The following is a 17,619-nucleotide window of genomic DNA, read 5'->3' as shown; positions in this document are numbered from 1 at the left end:
CCATGGTCGGGGAGAGCGGGTGATAAGAGACTTCGGTGCCGCCTCGCCGCCGCCCGGAACCTTGATGGGCAGGCGGCGGAGATCTTTCAGGATACGACCGGAGAACACGCATGATCCTTCCACCATCATTTTACGAACGCGACACGGTGACCGTCGCAAAAGATCTGCTGGGGTGCCTGCTCGTGCACCGGGAAGAGGCAGCGACGATGGGGTGGATCGTCGAGGTCGAAGCCTACCTCCGGGACGACCCGGCAGCCCACTCGTACCGGGGAGAGACGCCGCGGAACCGGGCGATGTTCGGGCCGGCGGGCCATGCCTACGTCTACCGGGTCTACGGCCTGCACACCTGCTTCAACGTCGTGACCGGCCCCGAGGGGACGGGAGAGGCGGTTCTCGTCCGGGCGCTCGAGCCGGCCGGCGGGACCGATCTCATGCAGGCGCGGCGGGGAACGGACGACCCGTTCGCGCTCACGAGCGGGCCGGGCAAACTGACGCAGGCGCTCGGGATCACGATGGATCTCGACGGGACCTCGCTCTCCGGGGGACCCCTGCAGGTCTGGTCGCCCGGGAGCCTCTCCGGCCGCCGGGCGGAGGGAGCGGGCGGGGAGATCGTGCAGACGACCCGCGTAGGGATCACGAAGGCGGCAGACCTCCCGCTCCGGTTCTACCTCAAAGGGAGCCGTTACATCTCGCGGCGGTGACCCGTGCCGGGGCCCCGGCGCCGGACGATGCTCCCTTCCACTGCCTCGCCCTGCAGCGTTATCGTCTTCTCGGCCACCGGGATCTCTTTCTTTGCGCGTTTCAGGGCCTCGTCCACGATGTAGCGCACCCCGCTGCAGCAGGGCACCTCCATGTGCAGGACGGTGATCGACCGGACCGTGTGCCGCGAGAAGATATCGGCGAGTTTCGTGATGTATCCCTCGATATCCGCATCCAGTTTCGGGCAGAAGATGAGCAAGATCTTCCCCTGCAGGAAGTCCCGGTGAAACTCGGGGTAGGCGAAGGGGACGCAGTCGCCGGAGACGAGAAGATCCGCATAGTCGAAGTAGGACGCAGCGGGGTTGACGAGCGTCAGCTGAACCGGCCACTGCCGGAGTTCCGACTCGATCCGTGCGGCCTGTTCCGCACTTCTGGCCTCTTCCCGCTGAAGGCTCCTTGCCACGGTGCCCGGACATGCTGCGGGGGCGGCGGGGGTCTCGTGCGGGGGGACCGGGATCTCGTTGGCGTTCAGGTAATCGATCGCCCGGCGGTAGAGGGCCTTCTCCCCGTGGCCGAGGAGATGCTCCAGGTGCGCCTTGATGACACCCATCCCCTGCGGGACAATCTTCTCCATCACCGCCTCCTCGCTATAGGGTTCGGCCTCCCGCTCGATGACGGAGATCGCCCCCTCCGGGCATGTCCCGATGCAGGCGCCGAGACCGTCGCAGAAGAGGTCGCTCACGAGCCGTGCCTTCCCGTCGATGATCTGGAGCGCTCCTTCCGGGCAGTCCGGTATGCAGAGCCCGCACCCGGTGCATTTCTCCTCGTCGATCTCGATGATCTTTCGCTTCATGGCAGACATCCCCGTAAAGGTTCCGTTCAGTATCCTTGACGCCGTTTCTTAACTAGGTATCGCACGAAAGCAGTTATCCCAGAACAAAACGATGGTTATGGTAATGTCTCCCCCGCCGGCCCGCTATCCCGCACCCGCGTTCGACGTCTTCAACGTCTACTTCGAGCGGGTCTACGACCCCTCGATGCACGTCGTATTCACGTTCAGCGGTGAGATTGACGCCGGCGCCCTGCGGGAGGCGACGATGAGGCTCGTTGCGTCCGATCCCTACATCCGGTCCCGCTACGCGGAGGCTGACGACCGGCCGGTCTGGGAGGAGGTCCCGGAGAGTGAATGGGAACGAGCGTTCGTCCTCACCCGGGGCGGCGCCGACGAGCCTCTCACGACGCCACCCCCGCCGCTCGACGTCCGTTCCGGCCCGCAGGTGCGGGTCAACCTCTACCGGAGAGCGGCGGGGGATGTCGTCGCCGTCACCTGCCACCACGGCTTCTGCGACGCGGCCGGCGCCCTCACCCTTGCCCGGGAGGTCTTTGCCGTCTACCGGGGGATCATGGACGACCCGGACTTCCGAACGCCGTCCCGCGCCCCTTATGAGCGGAGCACGAAGAGAGTCCTTGCGCTCTACCCGGAGGAAGAGCAGCGGCAGGCGCTCGCGGAGGAGGAGCCGTTCGTCGACCGGTGGCGCTTTCCGGTCGAGCGGACCGGGAGGGGGACGCCCCGTGTCGCCCGCCGGACGCTCGCGCCGGAACGGCTCGGCCGGATAAAGGCGTTCGGGAGAGAGCACGGGGCTACGGTGAACGACGTCCTGATCGCTGCATACTTCCTCGCCCTTGCAAAGATCCGGCATGACCCCTCCGACCGGGGAGCGCCCCGGTCGCTCCTGACCTCGGCCGATCTGCGGAGGAAGTATCCCGGCCTCTACGACGACGCTCTGCTCGCGAACCTCTCCATCGCCTACGAGGCCACCCTCTCTGCCGGGGAAGGGGCACGGCTCCCGGATATCGTCGGCCAGGTGACGTCGATAACGGCTCGCAAAAAATCAGGGAGCCTCGGCCTCGCGACCATCCTCTTCTACGAGGAGATCATGGCGGGCGGGATGCCGGCGGTGCGGGCGTTCTTCGACGGGATGATCGAGCGGTATGGGGCGTCCGGCCACAAAAACCCGGTCTTCTCGAACCTCGGCATCTTCAATCCCGGCGATTATCTCCCGGTCCCGGGGAAGGACGGCAGGATGCTCGATCTCCGGGATATCCAGTATCTCCCCTGCGTCTGCTGGCCGTACGGGTTTTTGATGATCGCCTCCACCTTCCGCGACCGCCTGACCCTCGCGACAGCCTACGAGGAAGGGCCATACTCGACGGCCGTCGTGGAGCGGTTCCTCGGGTACGTGGACGGGTATCTTCCGTGAGACGATGATGCAGGCGTTCAACTCGGCGATGCAGGTGGTCTGGGCATCCCTCGGGTGCAACCGTCGCGGACAATGATACTGGACTGCCGGAGCACCCCTGATGCGTGAGCGCCGCCGGCTCGCCCTGCCGGTCTGATAATCGCTGTTCTTACTCATGTATCAGCTGCACAGACCGCTGCCGGGAATACCGGGACAACCTGGACTCCGGGCCATAGCGGGAAGGTTCACGCCTGCGGCGCCCCGGAGCAGGGACCGGACGTGCCGATATGCCCTGTGGTCTCGTCAGAAGAGAGATGAGATCGAACGCCGACGTCAGGCAACATTTAAATTGACTCGAAGAGAATCTACATCAGTCGCTTTTAATCCAATCACTCTACTGCCCCTAAGGAGAGATAAGGAGGCAACTATGGAGAACAAGAAGAAATTAACCACCGCTGCCGGCGCACCCGTGCCGGACAACCAGAACGCCATGACCGCCGGCCCCCGCGGCCCCATGCTGATGCAGGACGTCTGGTACCAGGAGAAACTCGCGCACTTCAACCGGGAGGTTATCCCGGAGCGGCGGATGCACGCCAAGGGGTCAGGGGCGTTCGGCACGTTCACCGTCACCCATGACATCACCCGGTTCACGAAAGCGAAGATCTTCTCCGAAGTGGGCAAGAAGACCGAGGCCTTCGTCCGCTTCTCGACTGTCGCGGGCGAACGGGGTGCGGCCGACGCGGAACGCGACATCCGCGGCTTTGCCATGAAGTTCTACACCGAAGAAGGGAACTGGGACCTGGTCGGCAACAACACCCCCGTCTTCTTTCTGCGCGACCCCCACAAGTTCCCGGACCTCAATCGCGCCGTCAAGCGCGACCCGAAGACGAACATGCGGTCGGCAAAGAACAACTGGGACTTCTGGACATCCCTTCCTGAGTCGCTCCACCAGGTGACGATCACCATGAGCGACCGCGGGATCCCCTACTCCTACCGCCACATGCACGGGTTCGGCAGCCATGCATACAGCATGATCAACGCGAAAGGCGAGCGTGTCTGGGTCAAGTTCCACCTTCACACGCAGCAGGGCATCAAGAACCTGACCGACGAGGAGGCCGAGGCGATCGTCGCGAAAGACCGCGAGAGCCACCAGCGCGACCTCCTTGAGAGCATCGAGCGGGGCGACTTCCCCCGCTGGACGATGTATATCCAGGTGATGACCGAGGACCAGGCGAAGCAGATGCCTTACAACCCCTTCGACCTCACCAAGGTCTGGTACAAGGGGGAGTTCCCCCTGATCGAGGTGGGTGTCCTCGAACTGAACCGGAACCCCGAAAACTACTTCCAGGACGTGGAGCAGGCGGCGTTCAACCCCGCCGCCGTGGTGCCGGGGATCAGTTTCTCGCCCGACAGGATGCTGCAGGGGCGTCTCTTCGCCTACGGGGACGCACAGCGCTACCGCCTGGGTGTCAACCACCACCAGCTCCCGGTCAACCGCCCGAAATGTTACGCGAACCCCTCGCACCGCGACGGCCAGATGCGGGTGAACGGCAACGCAGGTTCCGCCGTCGGCTACGAGCCGAACAGTTTCGGCGAGTGGCAGGAGCAGCCCGAGTATAAGGACCCGTTCCTAGAACTCTCCGGTGCGGCGGGAGCCTGGAACTTCCGCGAGGACGACGACGACTACTACACCCAGCCGGGCAAACTCTTCCGCCTGATGAGCCCAGAACAGCAGCAGGTCCTCTTCGAGAACACCGCTCGCGCCATGGGGGATGCCCCCGACTTCATCAAGGCCCGCCACATCGAGAACTGCTCAAAGGCCGACCCGGCCTACGGGAAGGGTGTCGCGAACGCCCTCGGCATTTCGCTCGCAAACGTGAAGTAGCGGCGGAACCGCCACCTCCTTTTTTTACCGCTCGACGAAACAGAACGGGTCTTCTGCAGCGAGGTCGCCGCCTGCCGCATACGCCCGCACCCGGCAGCCACCCCCGCAGAGGTCGCGGGAGCCGCACCGCCCGCACTTCCCGGAGAGGTCACGGGGTTCCGCCCTGAACCGGGTGAGGACGGGGTTCTCCGCGTCCTGCCATATCCGGGAGAACAGCTGGTCCCGGACGTTTCCGACGAGAAACTCGGGCGACCGGGCGAACTGGCAGGGGTAGACGTTTCCTTTCGGGTCGATGTTTGCCACCCGCTTCCCCGCGCTGCACCCGCCGTTCAGGGATCGCACCAGCGCTTCTGCCCCGGCCGCGTCGGGCGACCCGTCCCGCTCCATCGCACGGAGGAGGTGGATGCAGTCCTGCGGGGCGTCGACGGTGAGGAACTCCATGGCCCCGGGATCGGTCTCCGATGCCCTCCGGTAGAGGAGGGTGAGTGCCTCATCTACCTCCTTTGGCCCCACCTGGAGCCGATCGTAGGCCTCGCCCCCCCGCCCGCTCGGCACAAGCCAGTAGAGGCAGAACCGCGAGGCGCCGAGCGTCCCCGCAAGGTCGATGAGGGCCTCGAGTTCACCCATGTTCTCCCTGGTCAGGGTGACCCGGAGGCCGGTCCGGAGGCCGGCCTCCCGGCACCGGGCAAACCCCTCGACAGCCTTCGCAAACGCACCCCGGGTTCCCCTGAACGCATCGTGGGTCTCCGGCCCCGCGCCGTCGAGCGATATCCCGGCGTAGCCTATCCCTGAGTCCTTGATCATCCGGGCGGCATCAGGGGTGATCAGGGTACCGTTCGTGCTGAGCGCGGTCTTGATCCCGCTCTCCGCCGCCGCCCGCGCGAGCTCCGGCAGGTCCTCGCGGAGGAGGGGTTCGCCGCCGGAGAAGAGGATGAGCGGGACGCCCGCTGCGGCGAGGTCATCGATGAGCGCGAGGGCTTCTTTTGTCGAGAGTTCCTCGTCCGTCATCGAGCCCGGCCCGGACCGGCTATAGCAGTGGGCGCAGCCGAGGTTGCACCGGTCGGTGAGGTTCCAGAAGACGACCGGCCGGTAGTCCTGCATGAACGCAAGGTACTTCCCCGGCACCTCGGTAAGAGGCCTGTTCTGGTGGCGCATAACGCCGCTGACTGTTCCCCGCCCATGCATGCACTGTGTAATCCTGTTCACCGTAGTTCGCCTCCGTTCTCGCTGATGCGCACGTTCGGCACCCTCTTGTACTCCTCGGTGCTGAAGAGCACGATATAATCGCTGCACTCTGTCGTCCGGGCCATCTCCTCGATTGCAGCGAGCACAGCCTCCCGGCTCCTCCCGTGGTGCACGGTGTACAGGGTGTACTCCCACCTCCCGGGCACCGGTCGGCGCAGGTAGCAGTGGGAGATCCCCGGAGAGGCGGCGAACCGGGAGAAGGCCTCCTCGTCCCACCCCGCGGGCGGCCGCCAGGCGACGAGGGCATTTGCCGTGATCCCGAGGAGCCGCTGGTTTATCCGCGCCCGGATCTTCCGGATCACCCCCTCGTCGCGGAGGCGTTGCGCCCGGCGGAGCACCTCCGCCTCCGGGACCCCGAGCCGTCGCCCGATCTCGATAAACGGCTCCTCGACCATGGGAATCCCCTTCTCGAGTTCTGCGAGAAGACGGACGTCAATCGGATCCATCCGACCCCTCCTTCGAGAGCGGGAACCGCACGTCGATCTTATAGGCCCGGACGGTGGAAAGGTCGAGCGCATCCTCCTCCAGGATGCCGGTCCGGGCCAGGATATCCGAGAGCACCGCGGAGAGCCGCTCTTCTGTCGGGGCGGCGAGGGTGAACCAGAGGGAGTAGGCATGGTCCCGCCGGAAGTTGTGCGAGACCTCCGGGTAGGTACTGACGACCTCCGCCACCTCGCGCACCCGGTCTTGTGGGACGCGGAGGGCGACCAGGGTCGCGGCGGCAAGCCCGAACCTGCGGGACTCAAAGACCGGCGAGACGTTGCGGAGAACGCCCGCCGCAGCGAGCCGCCGCATCCTTACGAGGAGGTCGTCCTCCGCGATCCCGAGCCTCGCCGCGATACCGGCCCACGGGCGGGAGACCAGGGGGAGGTCGTCCTGGAGGGTGTCCAGGATCGCGAGGTCTGTGCGGTCGGCGGTGCCGGGCTCGTAGGGGCACCACGGGTCCTCGCGGGTGACCTCCCCGCAGGGGTCGTCGGGCCGCATGAGGCCGTCGCACCACCGGGCAGGGACGGAGTCGGCGCCGCGGCAGGCCCGCGCCCGGCACCCGCCGCAGGCCCCCTTATAGTCGCACCGCCCGCACTTTCCGGTGAGCTGGTCCGGGTCGCGGAGGGCTGCGAAGAGGGGCGAGTTCTCCCAGATATCAGCAAACGGCGTGGTGCGGAGGTTGCCGGCGCTCACCGGCAGGTAGGGGCAGGGGGTCACCTCCCCGGTCGCGTAGATCCGGCAGTAACTGATACCGGCCATGCAGCCCCGGCCCCATCCGGGGTTCTCGATCCCGGCCTCGTCGGCGATCCGGCGAAACTGGGGGGCGCATGTCGGCCGGACACGGAGACCGCTCTCCCGGTAGCGGAGGAGGACTTCCCGGATCAAGTCCTCGTACTCGCGAGAATTGCCCTGCCCGGGTTCGCTTCCCCTCCCCGTCTCCACCGGGAAGAAGACCTGGTAGTCGCGGACGCCGAGGGATTCGCCCAGGGCAAGCACCCCCTCCACATCGGCGAGGATGGGGCGGGTGACCGTCATGTTGATCCGGACGCCGAGCCCCGCATCGCGGCAGTGCTTGATCGCCGTGACCGCCCGCCCCCATACGCCAGGGACGCCGCGGAACGCGTCGTGGGTATCCGGGTCAGCGGAGTCGAGGCTGACCGCCACCGACCGGACGCCCGCCGCGGCGAGCCGCTCTGCCGTCGCTTTATCGAGGAGATACCCGCTCGTGCCCATCGCCATCACGAGCCCCCGTTCGGTCCCGTATCGGGCGATATCGAAGATGTCCTCCCGCATCAGGGGCTCTCCCCCGGAGAGGACGACGATGGGCTTTCCGGTGCTCGCGAGCTGGTCGATGACCGAGAACGCTTCGGCGGTCGAGAGGACCCCTTCCGCTTCGTGCTCGCCGGCGTCTGCGTAGCAGTGGGGGCATTTCAGCGGACAGCGGAGGGTGACGTTCCAGGAGATCAGGGCGGGGCCCGTCGTGCGCTGCATTCTCCACATCTCTGGTTGCTTTCGACATCAACCTTTGGACGACCGGGAGGCCTATCACCCCCGGGGCCCAACCCCGGGCCATGACGAGGATCCTCGCGTTCAGCGATCTCACGTGGGGGACGAGGGAACGGGGCGCACCCGGCGGGAAGAAGGTCGATACCGACTCGTTCCTCCGCCTGGTCGGGGAGATCAACCCGGCACTCGTCGTCTTCGCCGGCGACGGTGCCTACGACCGATGCTCCCGCTCGGGTCTCGATGAGACGGAACTCTTCCTCGGCCTCCTCCACGAGATTACATCGGCGGGAAGGCACTGCGTCATCGTCGAAGGGAACAACGACGATAAGATGGGCACCTACGCCCGCGTCCGGGAGGCGGCGGAGGCGAGCCCTTTCCTTCACGAGATATCGGGAAAGGCGGAGACCGCCTGCGGCATCCGCTTCCTCGGCGTCCCCACCGGGAAGGAGAAGAGGATGGCCCGCTCGGCCGAAGGGCCGGCCGACATCGTTGTCGCCCACGCCCCTCTTGCCGACCGGATCTGGCTCTTCGACCTTCCAGCGCCGTGCATCGTCACCGGCCACTACGGCATGATGGTCTCCGTAGTCGCCGGGAAGGCGTATATCGCCCTCGACTGTTCGCCAGCCTCGTATGCGGTGATCGAGCCAGGAAGGATCGAGTACGTTGCCGGACCGTGCCGGATTGTTATGCGCCCCGGAGAGGAGATCACCGCGACGGAATGCGACCCGGCACTCCTCCGGGATCTCACGACCGGGCGGGGACCGCTCCCCTTCCGAGACGAGGCCGAGGCGCTGCGGCGGGCACGGCAAGATGTTGCGACAGAAGGGCGGGATGAGGTCTTTTTGCGCCTGCTCGGGATGGGGATCAGGAAGACGCACATCGAGCGGTATCTCGGGAAGAGGGGGCACCGTTGATGCCGGGCGCACCGGCACGAAGATATGCGTATACCGGCAACACTGCTCTCAACAGTGCGACCATGATCTCCATAAAGAGCGCTGGAATCTCCCACTGTCCTGCCGAAACTGCGCCCTACAGGCGGGGATGCCCGGCGAAGGCGAAAAGGGGAGAGGTATGACCGTAACGGCGCCCCCCATCGAGTACCGCACCACGGACATCGCCGGCATCGAGGTTATCCGCCCGCTCTGGAACCGGATCTGCGAGCACCACCGCATCCGTGCGCGGACGTTCCGGGCCTTCTTCGAGCACACGACCTTCGACGACCGCAAGGCGTACTTTGTCCGGTGTGCAGAGACGGGAGACATCCGGGTCGACCTCGCCTCCGACCCGGCAACGGGCCGGTGTGTCGCTTACTGCGTAACCTCGCTCTCGGCAGACCATATCGGGGAGATCGAGTCTCTCTACGTCGACGAGGCCTACCGCTCGCAGGGCATCGGGACGGCCCTCATGACCCGGGCGCTCACGTGGCTGGACGAGAACGGCTCGGTTGAAAACCGGGTGGCGGTCGCGGAAGGAAACGAGGAGGCCTTCCCGTTCTACCGGAAGTTCGGGTTCTACCCCCGCCGGACGGTGCTCGAACAGGTGCGAGGGAATGCACCCCACCGACGACCGGAGACGTGAGATCCCCCGGCCGACAGCCGTGATCTTCCGATAAATCCCGCATTTTTATCCGCCCGGAGGAGCACCGGGGGCACAAAGTCCGACGAAAGGTCGCATGCCGCCATCGAGCATGCCTCACACCCGGATCGGGCGGCAGATGGCTCTGAGCGCCGCATTGTTTATCCCACTACTCTCCGTATACCTGCATATGGATCCGGTCGTCGAGGCGATACGGCAGGAGTTCGCGGCACACGCGGACCCCGAACTCCAGGAGAGAGGCCAGCGGTTCTTCAAGGAGGAGGTCCGGTGCTACGGGATGAAGACCGCAACCGCGGTCTCGATTGCAAAGGAGTACTGGAAAGAGGTCAAATCCCGTGAGAAGCAGGAGGTCTTCGGACTCTGCGAGGAACTCTATTCGTCGGGGATGATGGAGGAGGCGTTCGTGGTCTCTGCCTGGGCCCCGTTACTCGCCGACCGCTACGAATCTGGCGACATCGCCGTATTCCGGCACTGGATCGAGACCTACATCACGAACTGGGCCACCTGCGACGGCCTCTGCAACCACGCCGTCGGGGACTACATCGTCCGTTACCCGGAAGCGGTCGATGAGCTGAAGCGCTGGACGCAGTCAACGAATCGCTGGATGCGGAGGGCGGCGGCGGTCTCGCTGGTCGTGCCGGCGCGGCGCGGGGAGTTCCTCAATGAGGTCTTCAAGATCGCCGGGCTGCTTCTGACTGACACAGACGACATGGTGCAGAAAGGCTACGGCTGGCTCCTCAAGGAGGCGAGCCGGAAGCACACGGACAGGGTCTTCTCCTACGTCATGGCAAACAAGCGGGAGATGCCCCGGACGGCGCTCCGGTATGCCATCGAGCTGATGCCGAAAGACCTGAAGGCCGAAGCGATGAAGAAGGACTGGTAAGTCTCACGCGAAGTCGCGAAGGACGCGAAGGCAGGTAGATGGATACTTGTAAGCCATTTCGCGGCTTCGCGCTCTTCGCGTGAGGTTCTATCGCTATCCCTGTACTTCACTTCATGCAAAGGCGCAGGGTGGCTCAGAACCCGACCCGCGGCGCCTCCGCTTCCCGCATGTTGTTCTCCATCGTCCAGAAGTACGCCTCGCCGTGGGCCACGCGGAAGACGGCGAGTTTCGGGTCGGCGGGGCCGGAGAGACCGATCTGGAGGAGCCACGGCCGGTCCCCGACAAGCCGCTCTTTCAAGGCCGGATCGTCGAGGAACTCGACCGCGCCTGCGACCCGCATCATCTTCCCCGCTTCGCCGGGCTCATAGAAGCAGAGCTCGACCTTCGGGTTTCTAATGAGTTGCTGCCAGACGGCCTTCGGCGTCCCGGTGTGGTAGTAGAACCCGGTCGCATCGGCAAACCACATGGCAAACGCCCGAACCCGGGGCTGATCGCCGTCCATCGTCGCGATGTAGGTCACGGGGTTTTCGTTCGCGAATTTCACGCATTCGGAAAATTCCATTTTCCTTCCTCGCACATCCATACGGAGAGGAAATAAAAAATGTTTCCGGGGAACCCTCGGGCGGAACCGGACGGGAATACCTCCCGGGTCAGTCTCCGCCCGTATCTGCGGTCCCGGCGCCCGTATAAATAGGTATTAAAGTCTTCAGAGTGAACTCGGTACGATGAAGAGCCCGTTTCACGTCATGATCATCCCGACCCTCGGTTGCCCATCGAAGTGCCACTACTGCTGGAGTTCCGATGAAAGTTCTCCAAAAATGAGCATCGAGACCGTACGGGAGATAGCGGCGTGGCTCAAGGACTACCGGTCCGATCAGGTCACCATCACCTTCCACGGGGGCGAACCGCTCCTTGCCGGCGCAGACTTCTACCGCGAGGCGCTCCCCATCCTCTCGGAGGAACTCGCCCACCTTGAACCGACGTTCGCCCTGCAGAGCAACCTCTGGCTGCTCACCCCGGAACTGGCGAAGATCCTCGCGGAATACCGTATCCCCATCGGCTCGAGCATCGACGGCCCCGAGGAGATCACCGACATGCAGAGGGGGACGGGCTACTTTGCAAAGACGATGCGGGGCTACGGGATTGCACGGGAGAACGGGCTTGATGTCCGGTTCATCTGCACGTTCACCAACCAGTCGGTCCGGCGCAAAGAGGAGATCGTCGACTTCTTCCTCACGAGCGGCTTCCCCCTCAAACTCCACCCTGCACTGCCGTCGCTTCGGAGCGACGACCCGAAGGAGTGGGCGCTCGAACCGGAGGAGTACGGGGAACTGCTGGTCTACCTCCTCGACACCTACCTGGAGAACCTGGGCAAGATCGAGATCATGAACATCAACGACCTCTGCAAGGGCGTCTTCGTCCGGCACGGCACCGTCTGCACGTTCGTGGACTGCATGGGAAGCACCCTTGCCTTCGGGCCGGACGGGAGCATCTACCCCTGCTACCGGTTTGTCGGGATGCCGGAGTATGCGATGGGGAACGTCTACGACCGCCCCGCGGAGGAAGACCTCGCCCAATCGGACGCCTGGAGACTGATGCACGCATTCAAGGACTACGTCGACGGCGCCTGTAAAGAGTGCTCCCATACCAGATACTGCCGGGGCGGGTGCCCCTACAACGCGATTGCGCCGACAGCCGGCGAGATCCAGGGGGTCGACCCCCACTGCGTTGCGTACAAACGGATACTCGACGAGATCACCGAACGGCTGAACGACGAGATGTTCGGCTCAGGTGATGACGAGATGGGCGGGTTTGGATCGCCGTTCGGACGGAGGGCAAAACCGGGGATCATGGCGGTCCTGCAGACGATGGCCATGAAGTAGATGCCCGGGCTGCCACATTTCTGGCATCGCCCTGTACTCTAACTGAGGGGTCTTTCGGCATGCAGCCGATAACCGCGACCGCAAAGCACTTGGCACCTTGAATGCCACACATTTTAGAGAGGAAAGGTCATTTCAATGAGCCAATCCAATCCCCGATGCGGAGAACAGCATCCCTGTACGCTCAAAGACCTCGGCTGGACAGAGGAACACGATGCGGCATTCTCGAAATACACCGGTCCGTATCTCGCCGGCCGGGTGGCCTGCCGGCAGAAGACCGTGTGGGACGTGCTCGTCGACGGCGGGTCCGTCACGGCCGGGGTCTCTGGGGCTCTGCGGAGACTCGGCCGCTTTCCCGCCGTCGGGGACTTTGTCGTGCTCCTTGACCAGCCGGAAGCCGGCACCTCGACGATCGTCGATATCCTCCCGCAGAAGACCCTCTTTGCGCGGGGGACACCGGGGCGCGAAGGCGCCGACCAGGTCATCGCGGCGAATATCGATACGGTCTTTATCGTCACGGCCGCCGGCCATGACCTCAACGCCCGCCGGATAGAACGTTATCTTGCGATAGCACATGCTTCAGGCGCCCGCCCGGTCATTGTCATCAACAAGTCCGATCTCGCGGACGATCCCGCAACGCTCGCCGGTGAACTCGCCGCCGTCTCCCCCGGCATACCGGTCATCCCCATCAGCGCCGTGAGCGGGGAGGGCGTCGACCGTCTCGACCCCTACCTCGCGCCGCGAACGACGATCGCCCTCATCGGCTCGTCGGGCGTCGGCAAGTCCACCCTGATCAACCGGCTCATGGGCCGCCCGGTGCAGGACACTTCGGACACCCGGGACTACGATGAGAAAGGGCGGCACACCACGACCGTCCGCCAGCTCTTCATCCTCGCCGGCGGGGCGCTCATGATAGACAACCCCGGCCTGCGTGAGGTCGGCATCGGTACGGCATCCACCGGCATCGCCGGGACATTCCCCGACATCCTCGCGCTCGCCGAAGGCTGCAGGTTCTCGGACTGCCGGCACGAGGAAGAGCCGGGCTGTGCGGTGCGGGCGGCCGTCGCGGCCGGAACCCTCCCTGCGGTACGGCTGGAGAGTTTTCAGAGGCTCGTGCAGGAACTCGCGTTCGAACAGGATAAAGCGGAGATCGGGCTTGTAAGGCTTGAGAAGAAACGCTGGAAAGCGATCGGCAAGATCCAGAGGGATATCGGGAAGACAAAAGGAAGGTGACGGCCTCCCCTAAACTCCCTTCCGGAGGATGAAGAACTCGTAGCCGTACTCGTCGGCATGCTCCCGGTAGACGGCGATCTCGTGCTCGGCGAACTCGATCTGCGCCTCCGCATCGGGATTACCGGCGAAGTTCGGCCGCAGGTCTTCTATCCGCTTGAGGACATGCAGATAGTAATTCTCCCACCATGCGGACGCAGGCAGCGGAAAGGTCGCGACGACCTCGTAGCCGGCACTCTCGGCGATCGCGCGGTTCTTCCGGACCGTCGTTATCGCCGGGTAGCACTCGTTCCAGAACGTCGCTGCCTCCGGCGAGGGGGTATCGGTGAACCAGGCGGCCTCGGTGAGGCAGAGGTAGCCCCCCGGCCGGAGGAGGCGCTTCCATGAGGCGAGCCCCTCTCGGAATCCCACGATGAAGATCGAACCCTCCGCCCAGAGGACGTCGAACGATCCGTCAGGGAACGGCAGGTCGTCCATCGAGGCCCGGACGGCGGCGATCCGGTCGCCCACCCCGGCCGACGCCGCACTCCGGGCGAGGTCGTCGAGGAACGGCTGGTAGATATCCGTGGCGGTGAGGTGACAGCCCGGGCAGATCCGGGCAAGTTCGACCGTCTGCATCCCGGACCCGCACCCGATATCCAGGATCTCGGGTTGGGGCGGGAGACCGGCGAGCATCGAGAAGGCCTTCCGGGTGCATGCGTTGCTCCCCGGCCCCTGGCGGGGCAGGTTCTCGTGCAGGGTAAAGACAAAAGGGGTGTCCATGAGAGTAGTGCACGGTGCGGCTCTATAACCCCTGTGGTCGGAACGGTCTCCGACTGTCGCCAGAAATCCCGCCAGAGCCAAATACCATCGCCGCCCAATCATGCGTATGGACCAGAGAACCCCCGCCTCCGAACTCCGCGATCGCATGGAGCGGTTCCGGCTCCGCATGGATGCGGAGAACCCGTCGTGGGAGGCTGCCGCCATCTTCGGGAGGGTGAACGAGTTCTACTTCACCGGGACGATGCAGGACGCTGTCCTCCTGGTTCCCCGTAGCGACGAGGCCGTCCTCTGGGTGCGCCGGAGTTACGAGAGGGCGCTCGACGAGTCGTTCTTCCCCGATATCCAGCCGATGAAGAGTTACCGGGACGCCGCGGCCGGGATGGGGACATGCCCGGAGACGATCCATCTCGAGACGGAGGTGGTGCCCCTCGCACTGCTCGAACGCTTCCGGAAACACTTCCCGTTCCGCGAGGTAAAGCCGCTCGACGCACAGGCGGCAAAGGTCAGATCGAAGAAGAGCGCCTACGAACTCTCTCTCATGGAGCGGGCGGGGAGGATTCACTCTCATGTGCTCGAAGACTGCGTCCCCGGTATGCTCACCGAAGGGATGAGCGAGGCCGAACTCGGCGGCGAGATCTTCTCCCGCATGGTCCGGGAGGGGCACCAGGGGATAACCCGGTTCGGGATGTTCGGGACGGAGATGGTGCTCGGACAGCTCGGTTTCGGAGAGAACTCTCTCTACCCGACCAGCTTCGACGGGCCGGGCGGGTGTCGCGGAGCGGCTCCCGGCGCGCCGGTGCTCGGCAACCATGACCGGAAGCTTAGATCGGGAGATTTAGTCTTCGTCGACTGCGGGTGCGGGGTGCAGGGCTACCACACCGACAAGACGGTGACGTATATGTTCGGGCGGCCGCTCCCCGAAGAGGCGAACGAGGCGCATCACCGGTGCGTGGAGGTCCAGGACGAGACGGCATCGATGCTGCGGCCGGGGATGGTCCCGGCAGAGATCTACGAGACGATACTCGGCGGCCTTGAGCCGGCGTTCCTCGAGAACTTCATGGGGTTCGGGGAGCGGCGGGTGCAGTTCCTGGGCCACGGCGTCGGCCTGCAGGTGGACGAGATGCCGGTGATCGCCCGGGGTTTCGACGAGCCGCTCGAAGAGGGGATGGTGATCTCACTCGAACCCAAGAAGGGGATCGCGGGTGTCGGGATGGTCGGGATCGAGAACACCTTCGTGGTCTCCCGCGGGGGCGGCCGGTGCATCACCGGGGCGAACGCCGGACTCATTCCAGTGTACTGAGAGGCGGCTCCCCCACGCTCAGGAGAGCCCGGCAACCGGCTGCATCGGCTCGACCTGCTCTTCAAGGAAGCCCAGCAACTCCCGGTTGACCTCCCCGGCGTGGGTCCAGGTGATCCCGTGCGGCCCGCCCTCGATCACCACGAGACGGCTCCCCTCGACCGCATCGTGGATGCGCTTGCCCGAGGCGGGGAAGGGCACGATCCGGTCGACGTCGCCGTGGATCACCAGAACCGGCACGTCGATCTTCGCAAGGTCGCCCCGAAAGTCGGTCAGCCACGCCGGGACGCAGTCGAGCGTGCCCCGCGGGGAGGCGGCGGCCGCGATGTTCCAGCTGAGGCGGAGGACCTCGTCGCTGATCCGGTCGCCCCCATAGACGTCGACGTTGTAGAAGTCCTGGAAGAACCCGGTGAGGAATGCCGGACGGTCGGCGGCGATGCTCTCCATGAAGCCGTCAAAAGCGCTCCCCTTGACGCCTTCGAGGTTGTCAGCGGTTTTGAGCAGGAACGGGGGGATCGCGGATATGAAGACGGCGCGCTCCACGCGGTTGTTCCCGTAGGTGCCGAGGTAGCGGGCGACCTCGCCGCCGCCCATCGAGAACCCGACGAGCGTTGCCCCGGCGAGGTCGAGCTCCGTCATGAGCGTGTGCAGGTCTTCGGCCAGGGTATCGTAGTCGTAGCCGAGGGTCGGTTTGGCGGAGTTGCCAAACCCCCTGCGGTCGTAGGCGACGACGCGGTAGCCCGCGTCGATCAGCGCCGGCACCTGCTTCTCCCAGGACTTGCTTGAGAGCGGCCAGCCGTGGACCAGGACGACCGGCTTGCCTGTGCCATGATCTTCGTAGTAGAGGTCGATTGGACCCGAGTTTTCTTTTCCGACGGTGATGTAAGGCATGGAATACCTCCTCTGCGGGGTTCCGAGACTGGCCATACTATATAATGGTACGGCACGGGAAGGGCTCGCCCGGGATCGAAGGAATTAGACCGTCCGGGTCCACCGGAAAAAGGATTTTTGAAGAGAGAAGACTTATGAGGGCAGTTCCCCTATGGCTTGATCGGGAACGGAGGGATAGATTGGGCCTCATCAGGAAGGTATCCATCGCAATCGCGGCTCTGGTAGTATTCTCACTCATATTCATGGTATTGACCATAGGGGTCCTGTGTTACTCCGCATCCGAGAACTTTGAATCCTCATATCACTACGGATTGACGATCTCCACGACGGGCCCCATTGAGAACGTAGTCCTCCTGATCCCCCTTCCATCCCGCTACAACCCGGATACCGGAACAAACGTGACCCCCTTTGATCTCTCCCGCGCCAGCCTCACCAATTTCGACCGGGACAACATCTCGATACGCATCGAGGACGTTAGTGGGGTTCCCATGCTGAAGGTCTCGGCCGACCGGATCGATCCCGTCTACAAGAACCGCATCAAACCGATCGGGATTATGCCGGGGCAGAACGAGTCGGATCTCCCGAAACCGACCCATATCTACTCCAACCGATCTTCGGAAGAGACGCCGGTGCTCATCGAGATGGAACTCTCTATGTTTGATGCCAATCCCGGCCACGAGATAGACACCAAGATACCGGTGGGAACCGAGCCCCTCTTTGCGCCGTACCGGATCGTCGGCAACCTCACCGCCTCCGGCGGGCCCGTCGACGACTACTACGTGAGCCCGGGGTCGTCCGGCTACGTCGTCGAGGTGCCGTTCATCCTCTCCTTCGACGCCGGGGACGATAACGTCCTCGCCGTCTCGACCGACTTCCAGGGGATAAACCAGTGGTGGATTCTCGGCTGGCAGTCGAACTCGTACCGCGAGAGTGTGCGCCACGAGTTCACGGGTCCGTGCAACGGCACCTATCCGGTGAAGGGCATCCTCGTAACCGGCGAGGGAGTTTACTGATCCTCA

General features: G+C 64.5%; 17 protein-coding genes. 10 read left to right on the top strand and 7 right to left on the bottom strand.

All coding sequences use genetic code 11. The annotated features are described in order from the left end of the window. Nucleotides 1-110: 110 nt before the first annotated feature. On the top strand, nucleotides 111-701 hold the full coding sequence (locus FKB36_RS10170; RefSeq protein WP_261597953.1) for a DNA-3-methyladenine glycosylase: 591 nt from the start codon (nucleotides 111-113) through the stop codon (nucleotides 699-701). On the opposite strand, the gene FKB36_RS10165 is transcribed toward FKB36_RS10170, so the two are convergent. Next, complete coding sequence (locus FKB36_RS10165; protein ID WP_261597952.1) at nucleotides 683-1,552, bottom strand: ATP-binding protein; 870 nt, start codon at nucleotides 1,550-1,552, stop codon at nucleotides 683-685. The two genes, FKB36_RS10170 and FKB36_RS10165, sit on opposite strands and share 19 nt — an antisense overlap. 103 nt (nucleotides 1,553-1,655) lie before the next feature. On the opposite strand from FKB36_RS10165, the gene FKB36_RS10160 reads away from it, so the two are divergent. After that, nucleotides 1,656-2,960, top strand: coding sequence for a condensation domain-containing protein (locus FKB36_RS10160; protein ID WP_261597951.1), 1,305 nt, complete (start codon nucleotides 1,656-1,658; stop codon nucleotides 2,958-2,960). 406 nt (nucleotides 2,961-3,366) lie between these two features. Continuing rightward, nucleotides 3,367-4,824: a catalase gene (locus FKB36_RS10155; protein ID WP_261597950.1), complete on the top strand. Its 1,458-nt coding sequence runs from the start codon at nucleotides 3,367-3,369 to the stop codon at nucleotides 4,822-4,824. Between the two features lie 24 nt (nucleotides 4,825-4,848). On the opposite strand, the gene FKB36_RS10150 is transcribed toward FKB36_RS10155, so the two are convergent. The 3 genes from FKB36_RS10150 to FKB36_RS10140 are packed head-to-tail and all read right to left on the bottom strand — an operon-like array spanning nucleotide 4,849 to nucleotide 8,046. Beyond that, nucleotides 4,849-6,030: a radical SAM/SPASM domain-containing protein gene (locus FKB36_RS10150; protein ID WP_261597949.1), complete on the bottom strand. Its 1,182-nt coding sequence runs from the start codon at nucleotides 6,028-6,030 to the stop codon at nucleotides 4,849-4,851. Then, nucleotides 6,027-6,515: a siroheme decarboxylase subunit beta gene (gene ahbB / locus FKB36_RS10145; RefSeq protein WP_261597948.1), complete on the bottom strand. Its 489-nt coding sequence runs from the start codon at nucleotides 6,513-6,515 to the stop codon at nucleotides 6,027-6,029. Before ahbB ends, FKB36_RS10150 begins: the two co-directional genes overlap by 4 nt. After that, nucleotides 6,502-8,046: a radical SAM/SPASM domain-containing protein gene (locus FKB36_RS10140; protein WP_261597947.1), complete on the bottom strand. Its 1,545-nt coding sequence runs from the start codon at nucleotides 8,044-8,046 to the stop codon at nucleotides 6,502-6,504. Before FKB36_RS10140 ends, ahbB begins: the two co-directional genes overlap by 14 nt. Before the next feature lie 80 nt (nucleotides 8,047-8,126). Between FKB36_RS10140 and FKB36_RS10135 the strand changes: the two genes are divergently transcribed. The 3 genes from FKB36_RS10135 (at nucleotide 8,127) to FKB36_RS10125 (ending at nucleotide 10,540) form a co-directional block, all read left to right on the top strand. Then, nucleotides 8,127-8,975: a metallophosphoesterase gene (locus FKB36_RS10135; RefSeq protein WP_261597945.1), complete on the top strand. Its 849-nt coding sequence runs from the start codon at nucleotides 8,127-8,129 to the stop codon at nucleotides 8,973-8,975. A 157-nt stretch (nucleotides 8,976-9,132) separates the two neighbouring features. Continuing rightward, nucleotides 9,133-9,639 (top strand): GNAT family N-acetyltransferase, encoded by a 507-nt coding sequence (locus FKB36_RS10130; protein WP_261597944.1) that lies wholly within the window; start codon nucleotides 9,133-9,135, stop codon nucleotides 9,637-9,639. Between the two features lie 187 nt (nucleotides 9,640-9,826). Beyond that, complete coding sequence (locus tag FKB36_RS10125) at nucleotides 9,827-10,540, top strand: DNA alkylation repair protein (RefSeq protein ID WP_261597943.1); 714 nt, start codon at nucleotides 9,827-9,829, stop codon at nucleotides 10,538-10,540. A gap of 133 nt (nucleotides 10,541-10,673) precedes the next feature. Here the strand turns inward: FKB36_RS10125 and FKB36_RS10120 are convergent, their stop codons facing one another. Then, complete coding sequence (locus FKB36_RS10120; RefSeq protein WP_261597942.1) at nucleotides 10,674-11,102, bottom strand: pyridoxamine 5'-phosphate oxidase family protein; 429 nt, start codon at nucleotides 11,100-11,102, stop codon at nucleotides 10,674-10,676. A gap of 163 nt (nucleotides 11,103-11,265) precedes the next feature. Here FKB36_RS10120 and FKB36_RS10115 point away from each other — a divergent pair, with 163 nt between their 5' ends. Beyond that, complete coding sequence (locus tag FKB36_RS10115; protein WP_261597941.1) at nucleotides 11,266-12,423, top strand: TIGR04083 family peptide-modifying radical SAM enzyme; 1,158 nt, start codon at nucleotides 11,266-11,268, stop codon at nucleotides 12,421-12,423. A 135-nt stretch (nucleotides 12,424-12,558) separates the two neighbouring features. After that, nucleotides 12,559-13,653, top strand: a complete 1,095-nt coding sequence (rsgA, locus tag FKB36_RS10110) for a ribosome small subunit-dependent GTPase A (protein ID WP_261597940.1) — start codon at nucleotides 12,559-12,561, stop codon at nucleotides 13,651-13,653. A gap of 9 nt (nucleotides 13,654-13,662) precedes the next feature. On the opposite strand, the gene FKB36_RS10105 is transcribed toward rsgA, so the two are convergent. Continuing rightward, the gene (locus tag FKB36_RS10105; RefSeq protein ID WP_261597939.1) at nucleotides 13,663-14,412 is read right to left on the bottom strand and encodes a class I SAM-dependent methyltransferase; all 750 of its coding nucleotides are present in this window, start codon (nucleotides 14,410-14,412) and stop codon (nucleotides 13,663-13,665) included. A 106-nt stretch (nucleotides 14,413-14,518) separates the two neighbouring features. On the opposite strand from FKB36_RS10105, the gene FKB36_RS10100 reads away from it, so the two are divergent. Beyond that, nucleotides 14,519-15,712, top strand: coding sequence for a M24 family metallopeptidase (locus FKB36_RS10100; protein ID WP_261597938.1), 1,194 nt, complete (start codon nucleotides 14,519-14,521; stop codon nucleotides 15,710-15,712). An 18-nt stretch (nucleotides 15,713-15,730) separates the two neighbouring features. Here FKB36_RS10100 and FKB36_RS10095 read toward each other — a convergent pair whose 3' ends face one another. Further along, complete coding sequence (locus tag FKB36_RS10095; RefSeq protein ID WP_261597937.1) at nucleotides 15,731-16,600, bottom strand: alpha/beta fold hydrolase; 870 nt, start codon at nucleotides 16,598-16,600, stop codon at nucleotides 15,731-15,733. 398 nt (nucleotides 16,601-16,998) lie between these two features. Between FKB36_RS10095 and FKB36_RS10090 the strand changes: the two genes are divergently transcribed. Next, on the top strand, nucleotides 16,999-17,613 hold the full coding sequence (locus tag FKB36_RS10090; protein ID WP_261597936.1) for a hypothetical protein: 615 nt from the start codon (nucleotides 16,999-17,001) through the stop codon (nucleotides 17,611-17,613). Nucleotides 17,614-17,619 lie beyond the last annotated feature (6 nt).

Source organism: Methanoculleus formosensis, from assembly GCF_025384765.1.
GTDB classification, from domain to species: Archaea; Halobacteriota; Methanomicrobia; order Methanomicrobiales; family Methanoculleaceae; genus Methanoculleus; species Methanoculleus formosensis.
Note: the sequence above shows the minus strand (reverse complement) of the source record. Positions and strands in the feature narration are given on the sequence as shown.